This window comes from Ruminococcus sp. (assembly GCF_016287535.1).
Lineage (GTDB): Bacteria > Bacillota > Clostridia > Oscillospirales > Ruminococcaceae > Ruminococcus.
This window is the reverse complement of sequence record NZ_JAEFAJ010000004.1, coordinates 68150-93172: the sequence shown is the minus strand read 5'-3', so window position 1 is coordinate 93172 and position 25023 is coordinate 68150. Positions and strand designations below refer to the sequence as shown.

General features: G+C 45.0%; 17 protein-coding genes, 1 tRNA gene and 1 pseudogene. 8 read left to right on the top strand and 11 right to left on the bottom strand.

Annotation, left to right across the window (positions count from 1 at the left end; all coding sequences use genetic code 11):
* Positions 1-20 precede the first annotated feature (20 nt).
* The gene (locus QZZ36_RS12920) at positions 21-65 is read right to left on the bottom strand and encodes a hypothetical protein (RefSeq protein ID WP_365685553.1); all 45 of its coding nucleotides are present in this window, start codon (positions 63-65) and stop codon (positions 21-23) included.
* Positions 46-228 carry an HNH endonuclease signature motif containing protein gene (locus QZZ36_RS03425; protein WP_295076751.1) on the bottom strand — a complete coding sequence of 61 codons (183 nt, stop codon included), beginning with the start codon at positions 226-228 and terminating at the stop codon, positions 46-48. Before QZZ36_RS03425 ends, QZZ36_RS12920 begins: the two co-directional genes overlap by 20 nt.
* Positions 229-410: 182 nt before the next feature.
* Here QZZ36_RS03425 and QZZ36_RS12915 point away from each other — a divergent pair.
* A pseudogene (locus QZZ36_RS12915) lies at positions 411-518 on the top strand (transposase); the annotation flags it as partial.
* A gap of 178 nt (positions 519-696) precedes the next feature.
* A complete protein-coding gene (locus tag QZZ36_RS03420) occupies positions 697-3270 on the top strand; it encodes an ATP-binding protein (RefSeq protein WP_295076748.1) in 2574 nt (857 codons plus the stop codon).
* Between the two features lie 55 nt (positions 3271-3325).
* On the opposite strand, the gene QZZ36_RS03415 is transcribed toward QZZ36_RS03420, so the two are convergent.
* From QZZ36_RS03415 to glgB, 4 genes are all read right to left on the bottom strand, one after another.
* Complete coding sequence (locus tag QZZ36_RS03415) at positions 3326-4888, bottom strand: AAA family ATPase (protein ID WP_295076745.1); 1563 nt, start codon at positions 4886-4888, stop codon at positions 3326-3328.
* 318 nt (positions 4889-5206) lie between these two features.
* Positions 5207-5509: an ArdC family protein gene (locus tag QZZ36_RS03410; RefSeq protein WP_295076743.1), complete on the bottom strand. Its 303-nt coding sequence runs from the start codon at positions 5507-5509 to the stop codon at positions 5207-5209.
* 612 nt (positions 5510-6121) lie between these two features.
* Positions 6122-6210, bottom strand: a tRNA-Ser gene (locus QZZ36_RS03405).
* Between the two features lie 105 nt (positions 6211-6315).
* Positions 6316-8106 carry a 1,4-alpha-glucan branching protein GlgB gene (gene glgB / locus QZZ36_RS03400; protein WP_295076739.1) on the bottom strand — a complete coding sequence of 597 codons (1791 nt, stop codon included), beginning with the start codon at positions 8104-8106 and terminating at the stop codon, positions 6316-6318.
* Positions 8107-8370: 264 nt separating this feature from the next.
* On the opposite strand from glgB, the gene aroC reads away from it, so the two are divergent.
* The 6 genes from aroC to QZZ36_RS03370 all read left to right on the top strand — a co-directional run bounded on the left by aroC (position 8371) and on the right by QZZ36_RS03370 (position 15803).
* The gene (gene aroC, locus QZZ36_RS03395) at positions 8371-9462 is read left to right on the top strand and encodes a chorismate synthase (protein WP_295076736.1); all 1092 of its coding nucleotides are present in this window, start codon (positions 8371-8373) and stop codon (positions 9460-9462) included.
* Positions 9463-9604: 142 nt separating this feature from the next.
* Positions 9605-9841 (top strand): DUF3343 domain-containing protein, encoded by a 237-nt coding sequence (locus tag QZZ36_RS03390; protein WP_295076734.1) that lies wholly within the window; start codon positions 9605-9607, stop codon positions 9839-9841.
* Positions 9828-10964 carry an aminotransferase class V-fold PLP-dependent enzyme gene (locus QZZ36_RS03385; RefSeq protein ID WP_295076732.1) on the top strand — a complete coding sequence of 379 codons (1137 nt, stop codon included), beginning with the start codon at positions 9828-9830 and terminating at the stop codon, positions 10962-10964. The genes QZZ36_RS03390 and QZZ36_RS03385 overlap by 14 nt, the downstream gene beginning before the upstream one ends.
* Before the next feature lie 130 nt (positions 10965-11094).
* Positions 11095-11997 (top strand): diadenylate cyclase CdaA, encoded by a 903-nt coding sequence (gene cdaA, locus QZZ36_RS03380; protein WP_295076730.1) that lies wholly within the window; start codon positions 11095-11097, stop codon positions 11995-11997.
* Positions 11994-13334 carry a CdaR family protein gene (locus QZZ36_RS03375; protein WP_295076728.1) on the top strand — a complete coding sequence of 447 codons (1341 nt, stop codon included), beginning with the start codon at positions 11994-11996 and terminating at the stop codon, positions 13332-13334. The genes cdaA and QZZ36_RS03375 overlap by 4 nt, the downstream gene beginning before the upstream one ends.
* Positions 13335-13589: 255 nt before the next feature.
* Positions 13590-15803: a D-alanyl-D-alanine carboxypeptidase family protein gene (locus QZZ36_RS03370; RefSeq protein WP_295076725.1), complete on the top strand. Its 2214-nt coding sequence runs from the start codon at positions 13590-13592 to the stop codon at positions 15801-15803.
* A 551-nt stretch (positions 15804-16354) separates the two neighbouring features.
* On the opposite strand, the gene pncB is transcribed toward QZZ36_RS03370, so the two are convergent.
* From pncB to uvrB, 5 genes are all read right to left on the bottom strand, one after another.
* Complete coding sequence (gene pncB / locus QZZ36_RS03365) at positions 16355-17560, bottom strand: nicotinate phosphoribosyltransferase (protein WP_295076722.1); 1206 nt, start codon at positions 17558-17560, stop codon at positions 16355-16357.
* A gap of 19 nt (positions 17561-17579) precedes the next feature.
* Positions 17580-18104, bottom strand: a complete 525-nt coding sequence (locus QZZ36_RS03360) for an isochorismatase family cysteine hydrolase (RefSeq protein ID WP_295076720.1) — start codon at positions 18102-18104, stop codon at positions 17580-17582.
* Positions 18105-18351: 247 nt separating this feature from the next.
* Complete coding sequence (locus tag QZZ36_RS03355) at positions 18352-20697, bottom strand: cellulase family glycosylhydrolase (RefSeq protein WP_295076718.1); 2346 nt, start codon at positions 20695-20697, stop codon at positions 18352-18354.
* Between the two features lie 65 nt (positions 20698-20762).
* Entirely contained in the window at positions 20763-22667 is a 1905-nt protein-coding gene (locus tag QZZ36_RS03350; RefSeq protein ID WP_295076716.1) for a cellulase family glycosylhydrolase, read from the bottom strand.
* A gap of 162 nt (positions 22668-22829) precedes the next feature.
* Positions 22830-24791 carry an excinuclease ABC subunit UvrB gene (uvrB, locus tag QZZ36_RS03345; protein WP_295076714.1) on the bottom strand — a complete coding sequence of 654 codons (1962 nt, stop codon included), beginning with the start codon at positions 24789-24791 and terminating at the stop codon, positions 22830-22832.
* Positions 24792-25023 lie beyond the last annotated feature (232 nt).

The window sequence follows — 25023 nt, the reverse complement described above, 5'->3', positions numbered from 1 at the left end:
GAATTACCCTATATGTTCTATTATTCCTGCCCTGACTTTTTCAAATTACAATTCCTGCAAAGCATCTGAAGATTCTCCGGAACGGGTCTTTCTGCCTGCGTGCCAGGGCATGATATGGTCAGCGTGCATCTTCTCGAAGTCAAAGTTCTGACCGTAGATTAGACAGATGCCCTGCCGCTGTTCGTAAACAACTCTTTTGTCTTCGTCCTCAAATTGGCGAAAGCTCAAGAACTTCTACTTATCGTATTATGAATGCTCAAGCTGGCATATCGCTCTCTCAAGAGCATATGCGTAACTTCTTCAATGATTTTTGTGCCCGTGAGACAAGTATAGAATAAGTGAAATTTTTAGTAACGATATCCGGACAGAAGAGATGCGGGAATACCCTTCGCCGCCATCAAATACAGTACATCCATCGTGAACTGTCAAAGAAGGGTGTCACGCTCACGCTGCTATGGCAGGAGTATTGTGAAGCAGCTTATGCAAACGGTGAAACGCCATACATAAGCACACAGTTCGGTGGCAAGTAAAATACAATGTTTCTTGGCAAAAAGTACCCACTATCTGAAACCGAAGGTTCAGATAGGATTAGTCCTATCACTTTAAAGCAATCCCTATTTATATATTGTATTTATAACGATAATGTGTTATAATTAATATTATCGAATTCGAAACATAAGAAGAGGGAGTTAAATTATGTCAATATCTATTCCTGAACGATTTCAAAAATATCTCTATCCAGAGGTACAAGCACTTTTAATTAGTGACTTCATTAATGGATGGAATGGTTATGATACTTATTTCTCATCAACACCACATTATTTCCCAGAATATACTGTTCATGGAACGACACATATAAACAAAGTGCTCGAAAACGCGGATAAACTTATTCCAACTGATCCTGTAACCAAAGAGCCTGCTTTACACCAAGAACATATAAGAATTACTATATCAGCATTAGTTCTTGCAATTGTTCTACATGATCTTGGAATGTTTATCAAGCCTGAAGGTCTCAAATTCCTTATAGGCGAAAGTAAACAAAAGAGTTGCAATTGTGAAGAATGGCGTTCACTATGGGAAGAACATATAACCATTATGCGTCATGCTTCTGGTAATCAACTAAAAGATGTATTCATAGACGAAAAGCCTGAATTTAGTATAAATAGTAAACCTTTCTGCGCGGATTTTATCCGAAAGCATCACCATCGGCTTGCATATCAGATTGCCGTAGAAGGATTTCCTGGTGCTAATCTTAATGATAAAATAAAGAATATTGAAAATGAAGGCTTTGTTAAATTAGCAGGCATAATAGCTATGAGCCATGGCATGTCCCTTAGAGATCAAGAATTACAGAAAATGATTGAGAACTTTGGATATGAGGAGGATCTTCCTCTAAATGTTCCTGCTTATTATTTAATGGCTGTGCTTAGGATGGCGGATTTGCTTGATGCGAGCGTAGAAAGAGCTCCATTTCCACTATTCAACTCTGATTATTTTGCTTCTTCCTATTCACAGAATGAATGGGAACTCAATCAGAGTATAGAAAATTCGCAATGGATTATAGAAAAAGAAAAATTGCACATTGTTGCTTCACCCAAGAATTCCCAGCAGTATGTTAAGCTAAAATCATGGATTGATTGGTGGCAAAATGAACTTGACTTGTCTTGGGCTGTAATCGGTGAAAAATATCATAAAAACTACAGTCTCACTATTCGTCGCATTACATCAAATCTTGACAACACTGACAAATATGATTTTGTGACAAGAGAAATGTGCATTAAAGTCAACCCTAATATTACAAAACTCTTAATTGAACCGTTATATGATAATGATCCTCAATATGGCGTCCGCGAATTACTTCAGAACGCTATTGATGCTTGTAATGAAAGAAAAGCAATCGATAATACTGAAGGTCACATTACAGTTGATGTTGATACTGAAAAAAAGCTTTTCGTTATAAAGGATAACGGTATTGGAATGACTGGAAATATCATCGCAGATTATTTTCTTACTGCAGGTGCTTCATTCCGTGAAAGTTCTGAATGGCGTACTGACTATCTTGATAATGAAAACACCCCCAAATTAGCACGTAGCGGAAGATTTGGAATTGGCGCTTTTGCAGGATTTTTGATTGGTTCTAAAGTGTCGGTAACAACACGCAGCTTTAAAGAAACAATGGGATATAGTTTTGAATACTCCATCGAACCGGAGATCCTCAATGTAAAAAAAGTCCCGGATGCTGAGATTGGAACAGAAATAATGATTAATATATCAGATAGTTGCATTAGTAAATTAGGTTCTAATATTAATACAATTATTTCTACTATTCAAAATCTATGGTTTAATCAGTATCTTTTAAAGGCTCCTAATATTACCTATACCCTTAACGGAAATGAGGTTAGCCCCCGCAATATCTTTGATATGAAGAAAGGTGTAGATTCTGATGGCTGGATCTCACATGATTTACCAGAGTTTCAGAGTTTTCATTGGAGTTTTTCAAATCAAAAGTCTCTTTACAATGGTATAGTCATTGATGCAGCCCAAGCTATTGATAAAGACATATTAAAAAAACATGGTTATTTAAGCGCCTCGTTTCCACAAATTGCTGTCATGGATAATGAAAACCATATTGAAATTGATTTGTCACGTAAAAGAATTATTAGCCCAATTTCAATTCCAGATAGCTTGATTACCGAATTTTGTAAGTATAAAATTGCTTTGGCATTACTCCATCAAGCGACTCATGCAGGAACTGGTAGAGGGTTTATTCCATACGATTTTGCTTTTCTCAATAATACAAATGAAGAAAAAATTATCCTATGTCTTCGTAGAAAACAAGACATACGCGATACATTTGAAATCTATTCCGACTCCAAATACGTTATTTTTTCTCAAAGTGTTTATACACAAATACGAGACATCTCATCAATTAAAGAGCTATACCATCGTGAAAAAGAATTGACAAATAGATTCCTACCAGCAGCAATTGATGAAGATAAAGAAATTCAACTAAACAGTATGGAATTACCAGCCAAAATCAACAAGTCAGATGTTATGTATTATGCTAAATATGATCCGCTTGTAGCTAAAACTGACAATATAATGACTGAATTGTTGCATGAATATATTCCTAAAGGAGTTAATAACGGGTGGATACCTTTCGATATGGATAAACGTCAAGCGATGTACCCAAAAGCTTTTTCAGAACTAAAAAAATATATGGAAGTAATCAAACGCCATGAACACGAAAAATGGTTCATTGAAGAATAAACAATCTCTAAAATAATCCCCTCAAAACTATACTGTTAGTCTTGAGGGGATTAGATTATTTCGCTATTTTTTCGATTATGCAAGAATGCTTTTTAGTTTCGGTATCATAATTTATTCCCACAAGAAGCATTTCACCTGAATATTCGGAAATTTTCTCCGTATACTGCTTACGCTTTATCTGATCAATTGCAGTATCAGCGGACTTATCCCATTTTAACTCAATAACCATAGCAGGCTTATCGGAAGTCTTTCGCGGTATAAAAACGAGATCTGCAAAACCTTTTCCTGTCGCAAGCTCTCTATGAATTATATATTCTTTTCTTGCGGAGTAATAGGCAAGCGATATTACACAGCTCAAAGATGTTTCGTTGTTATATCCTATGATAGAAGCATTCTCGTCGTGAGCCTTTTCAACCATCCGAGCAACATTTTCCTCATCACCGTTGATCGTCGCTTCTATCAGTTCATCGGAGGAACGTATCGCATTCATGACAGTTTCCCAACCGCCGTCCTCGATAGAATTAATAAACTCCTGCTGTACTTCGCTGTTTGGTATCCATACCTTTCCGTCATTATAGGTTAGGTATCCAAGGTGAATAAGTAATGTGAGTACATCATCTGCGCTATTAAAGGTACTCATGTCGTTCTGAAACTTTCCTGTGTTTACGCTGACTTTTTCTCCTGCTATCATATCGACAACCTTTTCGCGAAGTCCGTCAAAATTCATCTGGATATATACCTTTAGTGCTTCATAGGTTTCGGTTGATGTCCAGTAGCTGTCAAAATCGTGTCCTGTCATAGACATTACAACAGAACGCGGATTATATATTGAAACGCCCTTTAAATCATATCCATCGTACCAACGCTTGGTTTCCTCAAACGGCATATCGTATTTTTCACAAAGCTCCTGAACCTCTGCTTCGGTAAATCCAGTGAACTCTGCGTATTCACGAGTATTTGTCATTGCTATCTCAGTGAACATATTGAGTGCTGAGTGCTTGCCATATTTTTTTATCGGCAGTATTCCAGTCATATATGCAAGAGCAACATAGCTTTGATCTTTCAGTGTATCCCTTAAAAAATCAAGATACTTCTCCTGAGATTCCTTATCATTTTTCAGTTCTCTGAATACGCAATCCCATTCATCTATTATGAATATAAACGAGATCTTGTACTGCGCAAAGGCTTTATTCAAAACATTAAGCAGTGTCTTTCTTCTTGGCATATTCAAATCAGGATACTGTTCAATGACCTCGTCAATAATATCCTCGCATATGAATTGTATCATTTCATCAATATTCTTTGATTCGCCAAGAAAATTCACCATGTTGATGTGGATAACATTATATTTATTCAAATGCTTTTCAAAGGTCGGATCGGTCGATATTTTATATTTACTGAACATTTCTTTAGAGTCACAACCTCTGCTATAATAAGCAGCAAGCATATTCGCAGCCATTGATTTTCCAAAACGTCTTGGTCGACATACACTGATAAACTGCTGTTCGGTATTGATAACTCTATTAGTATGCTTTATAAGTTCTGTTTTATCTACATATATCTCGGAATTGAGAGATTTTTTAAAGTCTGTATTATCAGGATTAAGGTATATTCCCATTGCCGTTCCTCCTTTGCACTTATATTACCTCTATTATACTCTATATCGCTAAAAAAATCAACTGTTTTTAGAAAAATAGGCGTTTGCACTGCCTTTAGGTCTGCTATGCCCCACACTGCCGCACAAACCGCTTTTATTGGCTTCTTCTCTTGCCGGTGGTATCCCCCCTATATTATGGCTTTATACCCATAAAATAGCTGCTCTTGTGCGATTTTGGCGTTCTCCGTTATATGAAAATACCGCCTGCATAGCAAGCGGCAATAAGCATAAACAAATTAAATTCAAGTATATAATTCAACCTTTATCTCATATCCGCCCTTAAAAGTGACGGTTATTTCTTCTGCTGTCTGTAACAGGCTGTTCCTTGAGTTCTTTAGACTTAAAGGACATAGGAGCAAGTATCGCTATGCCTTTTTCTCCTTTGTTGATAGTCCTGCCGAGCTCTTTCCACTTGCCGAATGCTGCCACAAGGCTTGCATCAGGCTTCTGAAGCATAATGAGAATACAATTGCCAGCAGAATAATTCGTAAATTTACTCATATACCGCAGACATTCCTTGTAACTATCAGACTCGAATACAGCCTTAACGCCGTCATCGATCTTTTTAAATAAGTTCTGCATTTCCTCACGCTTTTCAGTCTTATACTCAGCTTTCTGCTGCGGCGTGAGCTTTTTCTTCCATGCCAGTATTATCGACCTCCTAATAAATATGGAAGCTAATTCCGTAAATCACAAAATTAGCTTCCATCTATACCATATGTTAATATCCTAATGTTATTTTGAACTTTAAGTGCCTTCTTTAGTGGATTATCATATATTCATTCCTTGTATGAGCCGTAAAATTGCAACCAAAGCGAAGTTCCTAATCATTTTTTCTTATTTCTATCTTATCTGGATCAGGTAATGTTTCTGTTAAAGTATACTTGCGGTTTAACTCAATTATAATTATATAAAAAGCCGACTTTGTATGGCTTCTGTTAGAAACCAACAAAATCGGCTTTGAAATCGTTTGAAAATTCTCTATTCAATTTTTCTCTTTTTGGGGTGAATTATCCGTTTTTTGCTCATGACAACCTCCAAAGCAACTCTGAAAAGGCTCTCTGGAAGGGTTCGAATCCAATTTTTATGGTTTGGGATCTACTGCTTCACCTTGAAAAATTTTCTCTCTTGGAACAAAAAAACTCCCGAAAAATCGGGAGTTTTTGGGGCGGGATCTAAATCGATTCACCATTTTGGCGCAGTGGGTGGGATTCGAACCCACGTCCCTCAAGGGGCATCATGATTTCGAGTCATGTCCGTTATGACCACTTCGATACCACTGCATAAAATTACTATAATATTATATCACAACGTGATATTAAAATCAAGTGCTTTTGTAAAAAATAATATTATAACAAAAAGAGCAGGAACTTCTCCTGCTCTTGATATCATTTAGTCACAAGGAACATCATACTGCTGAACGGCGGTATATCAATATTGACCGTATCACTTGAATAGCTGAATTTAGTACCGCCGTCAGGCGTGGTCCCGCTGTATATCTGATTATCGGAATCAAGCAGCAGCTTCAGCGAGTATCCCTTTCCTATCCTCAATGAATAATCAAACTGGAACCAGTCTGAAAAATTAAAAACTGCCAGTATATCCCCGTGCTCTGATTTTCTGCGTACAGCATAAATGCACCTCTCCATGCAGTTGCAGTCATCCCACTGAAAGTTTGTAATATCATAATCATAATGAAGTGCGTCGTATTTCAGGTATATACTATTCAGTGCCTTGATGTATTCCCTGAAGGAATCATGCAGCGGATATTTAAGCATATCCCAGTCCTGCTGACGCTTTTCGTCCCATTCACGCAGCTGTGCGAACTCGCTTCCCATGAAATTCAGCTTTTTTCCTGGGTGTACCATCATATACATATAAAGCGCCCTTGCCTGAGGAAACTTGTCCGCATACTGTCCGTTCATTTTCTGTGCAACTGTTGCTTTTCCGTGGACTACCTCATCATGGGACAGCGGAAGAATGAACTTCTCATTATAGAAATACAGCATAGAAAACGTAAGCTTATGATAGTCACGGGAACGATACATGGGAGCGGTCCGGAAATAATCAAGCGTATCGTGCATCCAGCCCAGATCCCACTTATAGTCAAAGCCAAGTCCACCCTCAGACACAGGTGCAGTTACCTTTGGATACGCTGAGGAATCCTCCGCAGCGATTATTGCCGACGGGTGACGGAATTTCAGACCGCTGTTCATAGTTCTGATAAAATCCAGCGCGTTTCTGTTTTCACCGCGGCTCTCGTCACCGTTCCAGTATATCATATTGCGTATCGCATCCATACGGAGCCCGTCAAAATGGTATACGCTGAGCCAGTAATCTGCGGCGGACTGTATGAATGATCTCACCTCTCCCTTTGAATGGTTGAAATTGCGGCTTCCCCATTCGTTATAGCCTATATCGTCACTGGGATACTCATACAGCTTCGTTCCGTCATACTCTGTGAGCGCATAGTGATCGACCGCAAAATGCACAGGCACAAAGTCCACGATAACGCCTATTCCCTTTTTGTGGCACTTATCCACAAACTCCATAAGCTCTTCCGGAACGCCGTAACGGGAAGTCGGGGCAAAAAAGCCCGTACTTTGATATCCCCATGATTCGTCGCAGGGATGCTCGCTGAGCGGCATGAGTTCGATGTAATTATATCCGAACTCACGCACATAAGCTATAAGCTCGTCAGCTATTTCAGAATAGCTGTACCAGCCCTCGCTGTCCTCGTCGGAGCGTCTTTTCCAGGAGCCGAGATGTACCTCGTATATATTCATTGGCTTATCATAGCAGTCTGTCCGTTTACTGAGCCATTCGCCGTCCGAGAATTCATATCCGTCAATATTTCTTATGACCGAACAGGTGCCGGGACGCACCTCCATACCGAATCCGTAAGGGTCACAGTGGTCGGTAAATCCGCCTTTCTTTTCGTATATACGGTACTTGTAGCGCATTCCCTCTTTGGCTTCCGCTACCTCAAGACCGTAGAATCTGCCGTCAAGTATCTTTTTCATTGGCAGCTCTTCCCAGCCGCTGAAATCGCCTATAACTGATACCTTCTCGGCATTAGGCGCATAAGTGCGGAAAACCGTGCCTCCCGCGCAGGTATGAGCTCCGAGGTATCTGTAGGCTTCAAACTCATCGCCCCTGTAAAACTTCATTATGTCCATATCATCACCCCGTCTTTTTTCTGATTATAACACGATATACCTTACAAGTCAATCATGTATGTATTTATGCGGCAACCAAATCCTGAATCTGATACCTGACAAAATCACTATTTACTTTACTGCTTTTAATCTGCAAATCGTTAAATTGTTATGTTGACATAGCTTTTACAAGATGTTATAATTTAGTATATACCAAATAACTGCCTCACGGCAGTCAATGCCCCTGAACTTTACAGGAGCATATTTCCATAAGGAGATGAAAGCATGAAAAACACCTTCGGTTCAAGCGTTTCCGTAACGGTTTTCGGAGAGAGCCACGGTGCTGCCATAGGAGCTGTCCTCGACGGCATTGCTCCGGGTATACCTGTTGACGAGGATTTCATCGCCCACCAGATGAAGCTGCGTCAGTCAGTAGGCGTTCTTTCCACGGCAAGACGCGAAGCTGACAGTGTAAGGATAGTCAGCGGAGTATTCGGCGGCAGGACCACAGGTACTCCCATAACATTCATTATAGAGAATCAGGACACAAGAAGCAAAGACTACGGCGAGCTTGCATACAAAGCCCGTCCAGGTCACGCCGACTTTTCCGCACAGATGAAGTATCACGGCTTCCAGGATTTCCGCGGCGGCGGTCATTTTTCGGGAAGGATCACCGCAGGCATCGTGGCGGCAGGAGCTGTCGCTATAAGCGCTCTGCGCGGAAAAGACATAAAGATCGGCACACATATACTCTCATGCGGCGGAGTATACGACCGCCCGTTCAATGATCTGAACGCAGATACAGACAGGCTCAGCGATATGGAATTTGCCGTTCTCGACGATGATAGAGCCGTTAAGATGCAGGCTGCCATAACAGCTGCCAAGGAGGATGGAGACAGCGTAGGCGGCAGACTGGAAACAGCTGTAACAGGTGTTCCTGCCGGAGTCGGAGAGCCCTGGTTCGATACCCTTGAAAGTGTTCTCGCTCATGCGCTTTTCAGTATACCTGCGGTCAAGGGCGTTGAATTCGGCGCAGGCTTTGCCGCGGCAGATATGCTCGGAAGCCAGTGCAACGACTGCTTCCGGAACGAAAACAACAGTGTAACTGCTGCCACGAACAACAACGGCGGTATCCTCGGAGGTATCACCACAGGACTGCCAATACTTTTCAGGACAGCGGTAAAGCCCACCCCTTCAATATTCAAGGAGCAGCAGACCATCGACCTTAACTCACTTGACAACACCACCCTGCAGATAAAAGGCCGCCATGACCCTGCAATAGTACACCGTGCAAGAGTCGTCGCCGACAGCGTAACAGCTCTCGTGCTATGCGACCAGCTGGCGATGCGGTTCGGCACAGACTGGCTTAAAGCCTGATAAAATGACATTTTTTCCGGGACAAACTCTTATAAAAGCGTTTGTCCTTTTTTACTATCAGCCGGCAGCCTTTTTTCATATAATAAAATGTACCGCAGATCCTGCTGAACTGCGCAGTACGCAGCAGTCAGGGGTGATACTTTTGACGAAATGTATACTGGATATGCCCTCTTATACCTACGCCGTAAAGGCTCAGCGCCTTCTGAGAGCAAGAGGCTGTCCATGCACCATAAAAAGACGTGAAAAAAGCTCCGGGTACGGCTGCGGATTCTCTGTCATCGCAGACGAAAGCTGCCAAAGTGCCGCGGATGTACTGGATATGTACGATATCCCCTACTCCCTCAGGAACGGCGGTGGCAAAGAAGATGATAAACTTTGACAACGCCGCCACGACCTTTCCCAAGCCTGTGTCCGTATGCCGGGCAGCCGCAGAAGCCATAAGGATATACGGCGGCAACGCCGGCAGGGGCGGTCATGAGCTTGCCATGCGTACCTCTGAAGCATTATACTCAGCAAGGGAGACCGCAGCCGGTCTCTTAGGTGCAGAACCTGAAAATACTGTTTTCACCCTGAACTGCACCCATGCGCTGAATATGGCTATACAAGGCGTTATGTCCGGGGGCGGTCATCTTATAATAAGCAGTATGGAACACAATTCCGCTGCCCGTCCTGCCGCAGCCCTTGCTCTAAAAAAACAGATAACGCTTTCCGTCGCAGAGGTATACAATGACAGCGAACAGACAGCTGAAAGCTTCCGGAAGCTTATCCGCAGCGATACCAAAGCCATAGTATGCACTCTTGCAAGCAATGTGACAGGTCAGCTGCTGCCGTACCGCATGATAGCGGAGCTGTGCCGTGAACACGGTATATGCTTCATCGCAGACGGCTCACAGGTATGCGGTATATATGATATAAAGCTGTCCGACGGTATAAATATACTCTGTACCTCCGGACATAAGGGACTTTACGGTATAACAGGCACAGGTCTTCTTATAACCGACGGAAAATACAAAATAGCACCCATAATACAGGGAGGGACAGGAAGCGGCTCTCTCAGCCTTTTCCAGCCTGATATCCTCCCCGACAGCCTTGAAAGCGGCACTCCCAACATAATCGGAGCGATAACGATCGGGGCAGGCATAAGGTTCATACGCTCCTACGGCATTGACAGACTGCGTTCACACGAGGAAAAACTGTGTACCCGTTTCATCTCTGAGATGAATAAGGCGGATAACATCAGTATATTCCGTGAAAAAGGTGTGGAATACGCTCCTATAGTCTCATTCAACGCAGAAGGTCTCACGTCAGAGGAAACAGCCGCTGCCCTTACTGAAAAGGGCTTCTGCCTGAGAGCAGGCTATCACTGTGCGGCTCTCGCTCACGCAACTCTCGGCACAAAGGGCGGAACAGTCCGTTTCTCGCCGTCGGTCTTCAATACGGAAGCTGAAGTCGAAAAGCTTGTATACAATGTTAAAATATTGAAAAATTTGCAATATTCGTGAAAAACTATTGAAAAAATCTGAATTTGTGGTACAATAATAATATATGCGTATTGCGCAGTCAGCTATGAGGACAGCTGTCCTCATATTACATAAGAGATGAATTAGATATGTGTAATTTTTCCCCAAGGGGGTGTTGTTTATAAATCCGCAAGATACATTTGACGCTTTTTTAGGCTCTATCAGTACATTTTCCCTGATGGACGCAATAGACATCCTGCTGCTTACATACGTTACTTACCTGCTGCTCAGGCTCATTCGTGAAACAAGAGCCGGTCAGCTCATAAAAGGTATAATATTCCTTGTAGCGCTGTATTTCATTACAAGCAAAAGATTCATAGAGAAATTCCACCTGAAAGCGACCAATTTCCTCCTCGGAAAAGTCCTCAGTATGGGAATCCTCGCAATGATAATCCTCTTCCAGCCTGAGCTGAGAAGAGCTCTTGAAAAGGCAGGACGAAGCAAATTCGGTATACGTCTTTTCGGATTCGGACAGAGCAACAGCGAGATCAAGCTGCTCTGGGAGGACGCCATAGATATTATCTGCGATTCATGTGTAGAGCTTTCCGCAAGCTGTACCGGCGCACTAATAGTTGTTGAGCGTCAGGTGCGTCTCGGTGAGACCATAGAAACGGGTACTATACTCAATGCCACACCAAGCAAGGAGATATTCGGGAATATATTCTATCCCAAAACGCCTCTCCATGACGGCGCGGTCATCATGCGCGACGGCATAATACTCGCAGCTGCCTGCTTTCTGCCGAAGCCCGCAAAGGACGCTCAGATCAACAAGAAGCTTGGCTCACGTCACAGAGCTGCTATTGGTATGAGTGAAAACTCTGACGCTGTCGTGATCGTTGTTTCCGAAGAAACAGGACAGATCTCAGTTGCCGTCAACGGCAAACTCACAAGGGATTACACTCATGACAAGCTGAAAGCTTTGCTTGAGGACGCTCTGTTCAACGACAAGAAGGAAATAACTATCGGTCAGAAGGAAATCTTTTCTTCATTCTCCGAAAGGAGGAAGAAAAAATGAAATTTATAACTCTGAAAAAAGCAAGCAAAAACGATATATACGAATCAAAAAGCAATGCCATGATGCTGATAATCGCGTTCATTTGCGCGGTAACAGCATGGTTCATAATTTCAATGACCTACTATCCATCCGAAAATAAGGAACTGCTCAATATCCCGGTGGTCATAAGTACAGACGGAACTACCGCCGGCAAGAACGGTCTTGAAGTAATAAACAATACGGAACAATTCGTCAATATATCATTTGAATGCAGCCGTACCGATTATAAACGTATAAACAAATCAACAGTTCAGGCTTACGTTGATTTTGACAACATCACCATCGCAGGAGAGCATACCCTGTCCGTACAGGTCAAGACGACAAGGAACGGACTGACTATGATCGATCCTGTAGTCTCCCCCGAAACTATAACATTAAAGCTGGACAAGTATTCAAAGATCACAAAAAATGTCTCCACCGACCGTGAAGCGCTGATGCTCAGTCTTCCTGAAAACAAAACCATCATCGACGAGGAACTGTACTGCGATCCGACTGAAATATCAATAAAAGGTCCGGAATCAGATCTGAAGATGATCGACAGATGCGTTGCCGTTTCCGACAAGGCGATCTCTCTTGATTCAACAAAGAATATCACCAGCAAGAAGATACTGCTGCTCACAGAAGACGGAAAGGAAATACCTCAGAATAATATAACCATAACGCCGTCCGCGGTCAATATAAGCGCGGAAGTCCTGACGCTGAAATCCGTGCCTATACACCCGTCATTCAATTCAACTTCAGAGACCTTTGACACAAACAGCCTGAAATATCATTTTGAACCCAGTGAGATAACTATAGGAGTTCCCGATAATATTGAGGCGCCGTCTGCCATTGAGATACCTATACACCTGAACGACCTTGATATAGGCTACTCAAAACAGTATCCGCTCACCGACAAGCGCCTTTCAGGTACAAAGGACATCAATAATGTTGAAAGCGTGACCTTCACCCTTGAAGATGACGGTCTCGATTCAAAGGATATCACGCTTACAAAGAATGAACTCCTGACCACCCATGTTCCGAAAGATGACTGCGAATATTCTATCGAAAACAAACAGATAACAGTCAGGGTCATCGGTCCTAAGGATATTATCAGCAGCATAACCGCTTCTGATCTTCAGGCAGAGGTCAACCTTACCGGCGCAGACAAGCAGGTAACAAATCCGTTCCCGTATGACGTTGACGTTTCCTGCAAGACTCATAACAATGTTTGGGCGGTAACAACGCAGCTGAAGGTCAACATCTCACGAACACCGAAATCTGAAACGACCGCTCCGGCTGCAAGCAGGAATACATAAAACATTCATATCAAGGTATACCGTGCATCAGCACACAAGTTAAAAACACTCAAGAGCTGCCTCTCCATGGCAGCTCTTTTTTATTTAAAACACCGAAAATATATGTATCACCGTTATTTTTTCACATAACATCTTCCATTTGCCGCAAATATGTGATATAATTATCATTGTAATTTTTCTGCACATTATTCACAGAAAACATCACAATAAACTATGCTTTCTGCACAAACAGAAGCAGTAATGGAGGAGATTAAAATGAGAGAGAAGAGATTATTAGCGTCCGTGCTGTCTTTTGCCTTATGCGCCTGCAGTACAGCCGCTCAGGCTTCAGCCGCAAGCTGTACGCAGACTGTCCCGGATACATTCACCAGTGTCAGCGACACCGCAGCTCCGGAAACAGCCAAAACGGACAATTCCGTTTCAGTCATCACAATAAAGCTCGGTGACATAAACAACGACGAATTCATTGACGCAGCTGACGCTTCCGCAGTTCTTTCAGCATATGCAAAGACATCAAGCGGACTTTCATCAGAGCTCACTCCCATGCAGGCAGTGGCAGCCGACGTAAACAAGGACAATATCGTAGACGCAGTTGACGCTTCGTGTGTGCTGTCCTATTACGCTTATGCATCGACTGTTATTTCTGCCCCGCTTTCTATCGAATCCTATCTGAAAACCAGATCAGAAGCTGCTTCAACTACGACCGCAGCAACAACAACAACAACAACAACTACTACTACTACTTCAACTACAACAACTGCTGCAACTACCTCTTCTTCAGTTACGGCTGCAACAGCTTCCTCTACTTCATCAGCAACAGCCGCTTCACAAGTCACTTCAACATCAACTGCGGCTGCTTCTACTTCGACTGCAGTAACCACGGAAACGACCTCAGCTCCCGGCACGTCAGCAACTTCAGAGCAGACTACCACTGTGACCACGACAGTTCCCCCCACAACGACCACAACTGCCGATCCATATAAGGTCAGCGAAATAAAGCTCAGCAAGACTGAGATATCACTGAATGTCGGCGAGGGAGATATCTCAATGGTAACAATGCTCCCTGCGACTGCCGACAAGACTGAAAAATGGACAAGCTCTGACGAAAGTATCGCTTCCGTAAACTTCGAGGGCTGGATAACAGCTATTTCCGAGGGCGTATGCACCATAACAGTTCAGAGCGTCAGCAATCCGGACATAAAGGCTGATATAAATGTATCAGTAATTGATCCCACAAGAGTACGTGAAATAAAACTCAGCAAATCAGAAATTGTGATACCCACAGGAGGCAATGATATCGCAATGGTATCAATGCTGCCGGACAACGCTGTAAACAAGGGAGAAGTATGGCTCAGCTCTGACGAGAATATTGCCACAGTAAGCGAAGAAGGTCTTATTTCGGGAAAAGCTCCTGGAAACTGCACTATTACCGTTATAAGCAAGTCGAATCCCGACGTTAAGGCTGAGGTAAAGGTTAAGGTGACCGACCCTAAGCAGCCGCTCGGAATTAAGCTCACAAAATACGAAATGGATATACTCGCAGGCACTCTGGATATTTCCTTTGTAACTACTCTTCCTGACACTGCTGTTCCTATCACGGAAATATGGTCTTCCTCTGATCCGGCTGTCGCCTCTGTTGACAGATGGGGCAATGTTTACGGAGTATCCGAGGGCTCGTGCGTCATCACCGTATCAAGCAAGGAAAATCCCGATATCAGAGCTGACATACAGGTAAAGGTCCACAGCAGACCTGTCATCACAACAACAGCAGCAACAACAACTACTACCGCTGCTGAAACAACCACTACCGTCACGACAGCTTCAGATGCAGCTGTTTCTTCCACGACCCTTTCATCAACAGTAACATCTTCAGAAACGACAACAGTTTCCACAACTTCAGCACCTTCAGATACAACCACTGTCACTACATCACATCTTATACAGTCCAATAACGGAGCTACATACGTTGACGGTATCCTTATCGTAAACAAGACCTACGGTCTTTCAAAGGATTTTACCGCAGACGGGCTCAATCCCAACGCTGCCGAACAGTTCAGGCTCCTCAGTGAAGACGCCGCAAAGCTCGGACTGAAAATAGTATGCTCATCGGGCTTCCGTTCATATGAATATCAGGAACAGCTGTACAACAATTATGTTGCGGCAGACGGTATGCTCAAGGCTGATACTTATTCAGCAAGAGCAGGTCACTCTGAGCACCAGACGGGTCTTGCTATTGACGTAAACTCCATAAGCGACGACTTTATAGATACTCCAGAGTGCGAATGGCTCGCTCAGAACGCCCATAAGTACGGCTTCATAATACGCTATCCCAAGGGAAAGGAAGCATATACAGGCTTCAAATATGAACCGTGGCATATAAGATATCTCGGAACTGAGACCGCCACCAAGGTATATGAAAGCGGTCTTTCACTGGAAGAATACCTCGGTATCGACTCATACTACAGATAAAAGCTAAGGCTGCCGGAATATTTCCGGCAGCCTTTTTATATCAAAGCAGCCGTCAGGAGCCGCGCCTTTTGCCGGGAAGCTATCCGAGGGAGCCATTCTCCACCTCCTGACGGCGTGCTCATATTGCCGCTTATATTATATTATGCAGAAATCAAAAAAAGGTACAATGAAAATTCTTACAGTATTATTATCACCATTGTCAGAATTATGTAACCGATTTGACATATTCCGTAAGCATTTGATATCCAAACTGTATTCAAACCGAAATCGCTCTGTTATTGCATATTCTGAATGTACGCGCTATAATATAGACAGTAAGGGAAAAGAAATAAATAAACAACCTTCATTGTTCCTCGTTTTATGCGTCAGAACTACCTCCCGACGCAAAGATCACTCACACGACGGTGTCGCACACCACCGTCCTCTGAACACACCTTTCGGAAAGAGAATAAAACCGCCGGCGCAATAGCGTCGGCGGTTCTCTTTTTTGTCCGTTCAACCGGCATTCCATATGATCCTGACGGATAATTCCCGCACTTACAGATCAATACTTAACGATTTATATCAGCCTCACGCTGAAGCCTGAACTCAACTGAGCGTTTCAGGTATCCGAGGTACTCCTCATCACGGCACATAGCCTTGCCTATATCGTCAGATAGCTTTGCGACCGGTCTGCCGTTTACATACTGCAGCTTGATAACGATATTCAGAGCCTTTTCTTCGGTATCGTTGGAGCAGAATGTACCAATTCCGAAAGATACCTTCGCCTTATCGCAGAAGTAATCATAAAGCTTCTGCGCTCTGTCAAAGTCAAGACTGTCGCTGAACAGCAGGAGCTTTGTTTTCGGGTCAACCCCGTACTTTTTATAGTGGGCGATCATCTTTTCGCCCCATTCATAGGGATCGCCGCTGTCGTGGCGGACTCCCGTATAGTTATTGACCATAGAGCGGTTGAAGTCCAGAAGGAACAGATCAGTGGTAACCGTATCCGTAAGAGCTGTACCGTTATCGCCGTCATACTCGTCATACCAGTCCTTCATGGCATAGTGATTGGTATAGGCAAGAGGTATCGAGTCAATGCCCTGATACATCTGCACGAACTCATGAGCATAGGTACCGATAGGAGTAACATTGTACTTCATGGCAAGGTACACATTTGAAGTGCCGACACAGTTCTTTGTCTCGGTAACAAGACGTTTTACGACAACATCCTCCCACTCTCTCGAAAGTCGTCTGCGGCAGCCGAACTCAGCAAAGCTGAAGGTATAAGTGCCGTCGTTCATTGCCTTTATCTTCCTGTCAAGCCTTTCCTCAGCGGACTTTCTCAGCTTTTCGTAGTCGAACTTCATGCGGAAGTATACCTCGTTGACTATCTCAAGCAGGTATATCTCAAACTGCATTGCCGAGAACAGCGGACCGTTCACCTCGATATACAGTTCTCCGTTATCCTCACTTCTTACCGTTACATAGTCCCTGATAGGTCTCCACAGTCTGAGGAACTCAACATAGTCGTCCTTTATGAAACGGATCGAGCGGAGATAATCAAGCTCTTCCTTCCTGAAAGTCAGTGTGCAGAGGTGATCTATCTGATCGTTTATCTCCTGAACCATTTCCGGAGTAAAAACGATGTCCTTATTGCGGCACTTGAAGAAATACTGTCCGCATAGGTCGGTATGCTTATGGAATATCACCTGATCCATATTGAATTTGTAAAGGTCAGTGTCAAGCAGTGAAACAACGATAGGTTCAAGCTTCATAATAATCTTCCTTTCAGTATCAGAGTATATCTATCTGGCAGCTTCTCATAGTTTCTATGGCTGCCCTGTGCTTTTCAGGTGTAACTCCGGCGCAGCAGGCTTCGTCCACTGCGATTCCGGCTTCCGGGAAATTGGCTTTCAGCAGAAGAGCGTTGCTCACAACGCATATATCGGTGCAGAGGCCTATGAGCTCAATGCTGAATTCTTCCGTACCGGCAGCTTTGCTGATAAGCTCAGGCAGCTTTACAGAACCGAATGTATACTTTTCAACGGGCGTATAGTTTCTGCCTTTAAGAGCAGCCATGATATCCTTATTGAGCTGCCAGCCGTCCGAACCCTTTATGCAGTGCGGTACAGGCAGCTTTTTTCCCTCTGCCGTATCCATATAGTCGTCAAAGTGAGTATCATATGTTACGAATATCTCACCGTCAAACTCAGCTATTTTTCTTACAGCAGCCGGAATTATCGCCAGCGCTTCCTCAGAACCGAGAGCTCCGTCCACAAAATCCTTCTGCATATCAACTACTATCAAAAACTTTTTCATTGACCCATATCCTCCTTTGGTTGATAATAATTACTATTTTTATTATAACTCAGCACCGCATTAACAGTCAAGTGTTTTTTTACGCTTAAAGAGCTTTGCAGAGCGGTGTCCACCTCCGCGCACATACTCGTCAGTCTCTTCGACATATCCGCTTACAATACAATATCAGGTCATTTTTGAAAAAAGCTTCCTTTTTAATACGGCATAAAAATAAAGGCACGGTAAATACCGTGCCTTTAAAAATTTTTTAAGCCTTAGGATCAAGATTCTTGATCTTTCCGAGCAGGAAGAGCTGTATCTGGAGTGCGTCGTTTGATGTAAGTCCCTTTGTGCTTGTATCAACGTCAGCCTGCTCCGCACCCTTGCTTGTGATATGCTTAGAGTCTGTTCCTTCTGTGCCGTACTTATTCGGATTAGCAAGGCTCTGCATTATGAGAACAGCGTCTGCCATATCAATACCGCCGTCGCAGTTAGCGTCGCCCCATGTAAGAGCTTCGTCGGAATTGCCGGAATTTGTCGGACCCTGCTCGTCTTCCTTTATAGTGACCTTATAGGAGATATCCACGTCATAGCAGTAGGTATACCTGTAATAATCACCTGCGCTGCCTGTGATATTTACGGTGTATTCGCCTGCCGGAAGAGTTTTGAACTCTGAATCCTTATTGCTGTTGCCTTTGCTGTCCGTAATTTTTATGACACTCATTGAAAGGTCTTCGTCTGTGTATGCACCGCCGCCTGAGCTGCTTCCCGGCTGAGGAGTACCGGTGAATGCAAGACCGGACAGGTCGAGCTCTTCGCCTTTGACATACTCTGTCTTTGTGGGATAGGAAACGACCCTGCTGAATTTATAGCCCGGGTGAGTTGAAATTACAGGCTCGCTTGATGTAGTTGAGGTAGTGGTTGTAGTTGTAGCAGTCGAAGTAGTAGTGGTTGTTGTTGCGGAAGTTGTAGTAGTTGTAGATGTAGTTGTAGTTGTAGTCGAAGTAGTGGTTGTTGTTGTAGTAGAAGTGGTAGTTGTGGAAGTAGTAGTTGTTGTTGTAGATGTAGTTGTCTTTGAAGTAGTTGTTCTGTCAATGACAACAGGTGTACCGCCGCCTGACTTGCCGCCGTCAAGGTTGCTCTTGGCGCCGGAGGAATAGAACTCATTCAGTGAGAGACCGTTCTTTCCGAGAGCTGTCTGGTGGTCGAGACCGATATACTTGCCTGCGTCTGTTTGCCAGAGTGACTTCTCAAAGAGGTTGTACTTAGCGGTATCCCAGTTCATAAAGGTAGGATCGAGAAGTCCGCCTGTATCGCCAGAGTTGGGGTTTATGCACCAGAAGGTGTGGTTGATATGATGATCTATCATGTAATCGCGGAGAAGCTCCATCCATTTCTGGTTCTTTCCGCCGTCCATGTGACCGCCCCACTCGCCTATGAGGAGTGGAGCTATATCCTCGGCATTGATGTATGCCCATGTATCGTACCAGTAATCCTCAAGAAGCGTCTCGGTAGTGAAGTTCTTGTCGAACCATGTCTGCGCGTATACTGACGGACCGTAATCATGAGGCGAGTATACTATCTGGCTTGTGCCGCTTTCGGGAACTACAGGATAGTCTCTTACTCCGCGGAGATTTCCTCCCCACCATGCACCGTGCCATGGAGACTGGTCTGCGGGAGCATCCCATATATCAGGGGTATCATATGTGAATCCCTCTTCTGTCTTAGGGTACTGCTCAACTCCCTCAATGAAGATAAGAGCGTGAGGATTTACCTTCAGTATGGAATCTGCGCACTTCTTTGAAGCGTAAGCCCAGTTGTTCTCGTCAGTGGAGCCGTCCCACTTTGCAATGTCAGAGGGGCAGCTGTTACCTGTATAACCGCGCTTTCCGTGAGGCTCGTTCTTGAGGTCATAACCGATGAGAGTATCGTCGTTTGCGTACTTCTCGGCTATCCATGTGAGTGAATCTATCCATACCTTTGTACTAATACCTGCCTTGCCGTACCACAGCTCATAGTTGTGACCTGAGTTGTTGGCATCGGGGCTGTGAACGTCGATGAATACCTTGATACCGTACTTTTTGCACTTGTTCATTATGATATCGAAGATCTCCATGGAGTTCTTCAGGGTCTTTCCGTCAGACTCAACGAAATCCCTGTTGATGTCGCCGTACTTGCCGGCAGGAGTTATGGTGCCGTCCTCGCCCACTACGTCCTCAGGAGGATTGTAGCTTGCCTGTACGGAGCTTACCGGATCCGGCTTGCCGTTCATCCAAGAAACGAGCAGCTCTGAGGATATTGGCAGACGAAGGGTATTGATACCGTGGTCTGCGATAGTCTGGAGCATATCGTCCACATCTCTTGCATAGAGACCGTGAGCACAGTTCTCGGAGCAGTTGAAGCCGAACCAGTTGGCACCTGTGATCCATACCTCGTTGCCGTTCATGTCATAAAGACGGCTTCCCTTTGCATGGAGCCAGTCATCGTTGCCGTCGTCTGCAGCAAATGCCTTTCCTGCGACATCATTTACGAGGTACGGCGTGTAGGCAGCGCCCGTAAATGTGAGCGCTGCCGCGGCAGCTATCGCTGTCATTGAGCGTAAGATTTTTTTCATAATTTTTTCCCTCTCATTTTTATTTATTTTACCGCACAGCACCCTGAAGCTCTGCGGTCAAATGCTTATTCTACAGGAAGCTTGCTGTACTTTCCGAGAAGATACATCTGTATAGCCTGCGCGTCGTTGTTTGAAAGGCCGTTGCCGCCCTCAACATCTGCGTTCGCAGCGCCCTCTTCTGTCATATGTTTCGGGTCGGTTCCGTTCAGTCCGTATTTATTCGGATTCGCAAGCGCCTGCATTATGAGTACAGCGTCTCCCATATCGACCGTACCGTCGCAGTTAGAATCTCCGAAATTGCGATTACTGACATCGGATATCGTTGTTACTGTCGTTGTTGAAGTAACAGTCGTCTTTGATGTAGTGGTCGTGGTAGTGGTGGGCTCTGTCTTTGTTGTGGTAGTAGCCGAGGTCTTGTCAGCGTCCACAGGCTTGCCGCTGGATGTCTTTCCGCCGTCAAGGTTGCTTCCCTCAGAAGCAGCGTAGTTCGCATAGAAATCATTGAGCGAGATACCGTTCTTGCCCAGTGCCACCTGATGGTCGAGACCTATATACTTTCCGCTCTTCTGAGTCTGCCAGAGAGCCTTTTCAAGCAGTGCGTACTTGTCCTCTTCCCATGTTATGGTCGTGCCGTTGCTCGTATCCGAAACATCGTTGATAGAGTATGAGAAGTTCTTCCACAGTCCGCCGGTATCGCCTGAATTGGTGTTCAGGCACCAGAAGGTGTGGTTGATATGGTGATTTATCATATAATCGCGGAGAAGCGTCATCCACTTCTGATTCTTTCCGCCGTCCATGTGACCGCCCCACTCTCCGATAAGTTCGGGAGCGATGTCCTCGGCATTTATATATGCCCATGTGTCGTACCAGTAGTCGTCAAGGAGGGTCTTTTCAGTGAAGTCCTTGGCGAACCATGTCTGGTCGTATACCGACGGACCGTAATCATGAGGCGAATATACTATCTGCGAAGTACCCTGCTTCGGCTTGATGGGATTCTGTCTTGCGCCGCGGAAGTTTCCGCCCCACCATGCACCGATATAGGGTGAATTTGTCTTTCTGTCCGGCATACCCCAGTAGTCGCCCTCCTGAGCGCCGCTGAGAGACTGCTCAACGCCCTCTATGAGTATGAGCGCATTGGGATTAACATCAAGGATAGCCTCTGCGCACCTTGTTGCCGCATAAGCCCAGTTGTTCTCGTCTTTGGAGCCGTCCCACTTCGCAGCAGCTTCTCCCTCTGGACCCTTGCCGTGAGGCTCGTTCTTGAGGTCGTAAGCGATGAGGGTATCATTGTCCTTGTACTTGTCCGCGAGCCATACCAGCGATTCTATCCACAGATCGGTGGTTATTCCCGCCTTGCCGTACCAGAGATTGTAGTTATGTCCGGAATTATCCGTATGAGGACTGTGAACGTCGATGAAAGCCTTGATGCCGTACTTTTTCAGCTTGCCGAGGATTATGTCGAAGGACCTCTCCGTATCTATGAGGGTCTTTCCGTCAGCCTCCACGAATTCCTTGTTGATATTTCCGTAGGTGCCGGCTTTTATGATACCGCCGTTTCCGTCGTCCATATCCTCAGGAGGATTGTAGCTTGCCTGCATTCCGCCTCCGGAGAGCTGCGGCGGATCGCCCTTCATCCATGATACAAGGAGCTCGGAGGATATGGGGAATCTTATTACATTGATGCCCCTGTCCGCGACCTCTCTTACAAGGTCGTCGCAGTCTCCGCTCCAGAGATAGTGAGGAGCGCCCTCGATACAGTTGAGTCCGAACCAGTTGGCTCCCGTGAGCCATACCTCGTTGCCATTCATGTCATAAAGACGGCTTCCCTCTGCGTGGAGCCAGTCGTCATTGTTTGTGTCCACAGCGTTTGCAGTGGTAGTTGTTGTCTGACCAAAGCGAGGTGCTGCTCCCGTTAAGGTCAGTACCGCAGCAGAAATAACAGCTGCAGCAGCGTGTGCATATTTTTTCATTTTATATTTCCCCTCTCATAGTGCACATATCCAATGCACTTATAGTTGAGTATATTGTAACATTTCAACACCGAAATGTCAAGGGCTTTTGCGTGTTTTATAAGCATTTATGCATAAAATCTCATTTTCTTCTCATTATTGTTAAATGCGTAAATCTACTTATCAGCTTCCCTGAAGCTCCTTTATCTTGTCGCGGAGATAGGCGGCGTGTTCAAACTCAAGCAGCTTCGCCGCGTTCTTCATCTCCACGGTGAGCTTGTCTATCATGCGCTGCTTTTCCGCAGCTGAGAGCTTCTTCTTTCTGGTCTTTTCCTCCACCTTTGTCTTGGAGGTTATCTCCAGCACGTCGCGGACGTCCTTGATTATAGTCTTAGGAACTATACCATGCTCCTCGTTGAACTTCATCTGCAATGAACGTCTTCGTTCCGTCTCGGTTATAGCCCGTTCCATAGACCCCGTAACACAGTCGGCATACATTATTACCTGTCCGCCGGCATTTCTTGCAGCTCGTCCGATAGTCTGTATAAGTGAGGTCTCGCTTCTCAGGAAGCCCTCCTTGTCCGCGTCCAGTATGGCGATAAGACTCACCTCAGGTATATCCAGTCCCTCACGGAGAAGGTTTATACCCACAAGCACATCGAATACTCCCTCTCGGAGATCCTTGATTATCTCCATACGCTCGATGGTGTCGATATCATGGTGGAGATAGCGCACCTTCACGCCCAGCTTTTCATAGTAGGAGGTAAGGTCCTCAGCCATTTTCTTTGTAAGAGTAGTCACAAGCACTCTCTCATGGCGCTCAACTCTCTCGTTTATCTCCGAAAGAAGATCGTCCACCTGTCCGTTAGTAGGCTTCACGATTATCTCAGGGTCAACAAGTCCCGTGGGACGTATCACCTGTTCCACTATGGTATCGGTCTTTTCGCGCTCTATCTGTCCGGGAGTAGCGCTTACGTATATAGCCTGATTGATATGTGCGTTGAACTCGTCGAAGTTCAGCGGTCTGTTGTCCATAGCGCTGGGCAGACGGAAGCCGTATTCAACAAGTGTGGTCTTTCTTGCGCGGTCACCTGCGTACATAGCTCTTACCTGAGGCAGTGTCACATGGCTCTCGTCCACTATGAGCAGGAAGTCACCGGGGAAATGGTCCATAAGTGTAAGAGGAGTGCTTCCTGCCGGACGACCTGCAAGTATACGGGAATAGTTCTCGACGCCGCTGCAATAGCCCACTTCCTTCAGCATCTCCATGTCGTAGTGAGTGCGCTGCTCTATACGCTGTGCCTCTATGAGCTTGTTGTTCTTCTGGAAATAGTCTATACGCTCCGCAAGCTCCCTGTCTATCTCAGTGATCGCCGATTCAAGCTTGTCATCGCCCACAACATAGTGAGAGGCAGGAAATATCACCGCATGAGAGACTACTGCCTTTACCTCTCCAGTAACTACGTTGACCTCAGAGATACGGTCTATCTCGTCGCCGAAATACTCTACGCGGACAGCAGTATCAGTGGACATTGCCGGGAATATCTCCACAACGTCACCACGTACCCTGAACCTGTTACGCTCAAAGGCTATGTCGTTACGCTCATAGCGTATCTTCACCAGCTCCGAGATAAGCTGGTCTCTCGGCTTTTCAGCGCCCTGACGTATAGAAACGCACATGGAGCGGTACTCCTCCGGACTTCCGAGGGAGTATATGCAGGACACACTGGCAACAATGATAACGTCGCGGCGCTCCGCAAGAGCAGTAGTTGCAGAGTGGCGCAGCTTGTCTATCTCGTCATTTATGGAGGAGTCCTTTTCGATGTAGCTGTCAGTGCTGGGAACATAAGCCTCGGGCTGATAGTAGTCATAATAGGATACGAAGTACTCCACCGCATTTTCGGGGAAGAATTCGCGGAATTCCGAGCAAAGCTGAGCCGCAAGTATCTTATTGTGGGCAAGTACCAGTGTGGGCTTGTTGACACGGGCGATGACGTTTGCCATGGTGAAGGTCTTGCCCGAGCCCGTGACACCAAGGAGTATCTGCTCCTTTTTGCCCGAATTTATGCCGTCTACAAGTTTGTCTATAGCCTGGGGCTGATCGCCGGCAGGAACGTAGTTTGAACATAGCTTGAAGTGATCCATAGTTCCCCCTTTGGAAGTTGAGAGTTGAAAGTTAAGAGTTGAGAGTTAATGATGTAGGGGACGACGTCCTCGACGTCCCTCGTTAATAATGAATAGTAGGGGGCGATGTCCACATCGCCCCGTTAATATAAATTGTTATGTGTAGGGGCGGCGTTCCGCCGCCCCTGCAAAACGTGTATGTCACGGACGCGCAATGCGCGCCCCTGCAAGCTAACGGCTTGCGGGCGGATAA

Bases quoted from the DNA above. Each gene is read 5' to 3' on its own strand.
- QZZ36_RS03350 (WP_295076716.1), bottom strand. From the start codon at position 22,667: ATGAAAAAATATGCACACGCTGCTGCAGCTGTTATTTCTGCTGCGGTA.
- QZZ36_RS03410 (WP_295076743.1), bottom strand. From the start codon at position 5,509: ATGCAGAACTTATTTAAAAAGATCGATGACGGCGTTAAGGCTGTATTC.
- QZZ36_RS03360 (WP_295076720.1), bottom strand. From the start codon at position 18,104: ATGAAAAAGTTTTTGATAGTAGTTGATATGCAGAAGGATTTTGTGGAC.
- QZZ36_RS03375 (WP_295076728.1), top strand. From the start codon at position 11,994: ATGAAATTTATAACTCTGAAAAAAGCAAGCAAAAACGATATATACGAA.
- QZZ36_RS03385 (WP_295076732.1), top strand. From the start codon at position 9,828: ATGATAAACTTTGACAACGCCGCCACGACCTTTCCCAAGCCTGTGTCC.
- QZZ36_RS03370 (WP_295076725.1), top strand. From the start codon at position 13,590: ATGAGAGAGAAGAGATTATTAGCGTCCGTGCTGTCTTTTGCCTTATGC.
- glgB (WP_295076739.1), bottom strand. From the start codon at position 8,106: ATGGACATAATGAAGTTTTACAGGGGCGATGAGTTTGAAGCCTACAGA.
- QZZ36_RS03355 (WP_295076718.1), bottom strand. From the start codon at position 20,697: ATGAAAAAAATCTTACGCTCAATGACAGCGATAGCTGCCGCGGCAGCG.
- QZZ36_RS03420 (WP_295076748.1), top strand. From the start codon at position 697: ATGTCAATATCTATTCCTGAACGATTTCAAAAATATCTCTATCCAGAG.
- QZZ36_RS03415 (WP_295076745.1), bottom strand. From the start codon at position 4,888: ATGGGAATATACCTTAATCCTGATAATACAGACTTTAAAAAATCTCTC.
- pncB (WP_295076722.1), bottom strand. From the start codon at position 17,560: ATGAAGCTTGAACCTATCGTTGTTTCACTGCTTGACACTGACCTTTAC.
- uvrB (WP_295076714.1), bottom strand. From the start codon at position 24,791: ATGGATCACTTCAAGCTATGTTCAAACTACGTTCCTGCCGGCGATCAG.
- aroC (WP_295076736.1), top strand. From the start codon at position 8,371: ATGAAAAACACCTTCGGTTCAAGCGTTTCCGTAACGGTTTTCGGAGAG.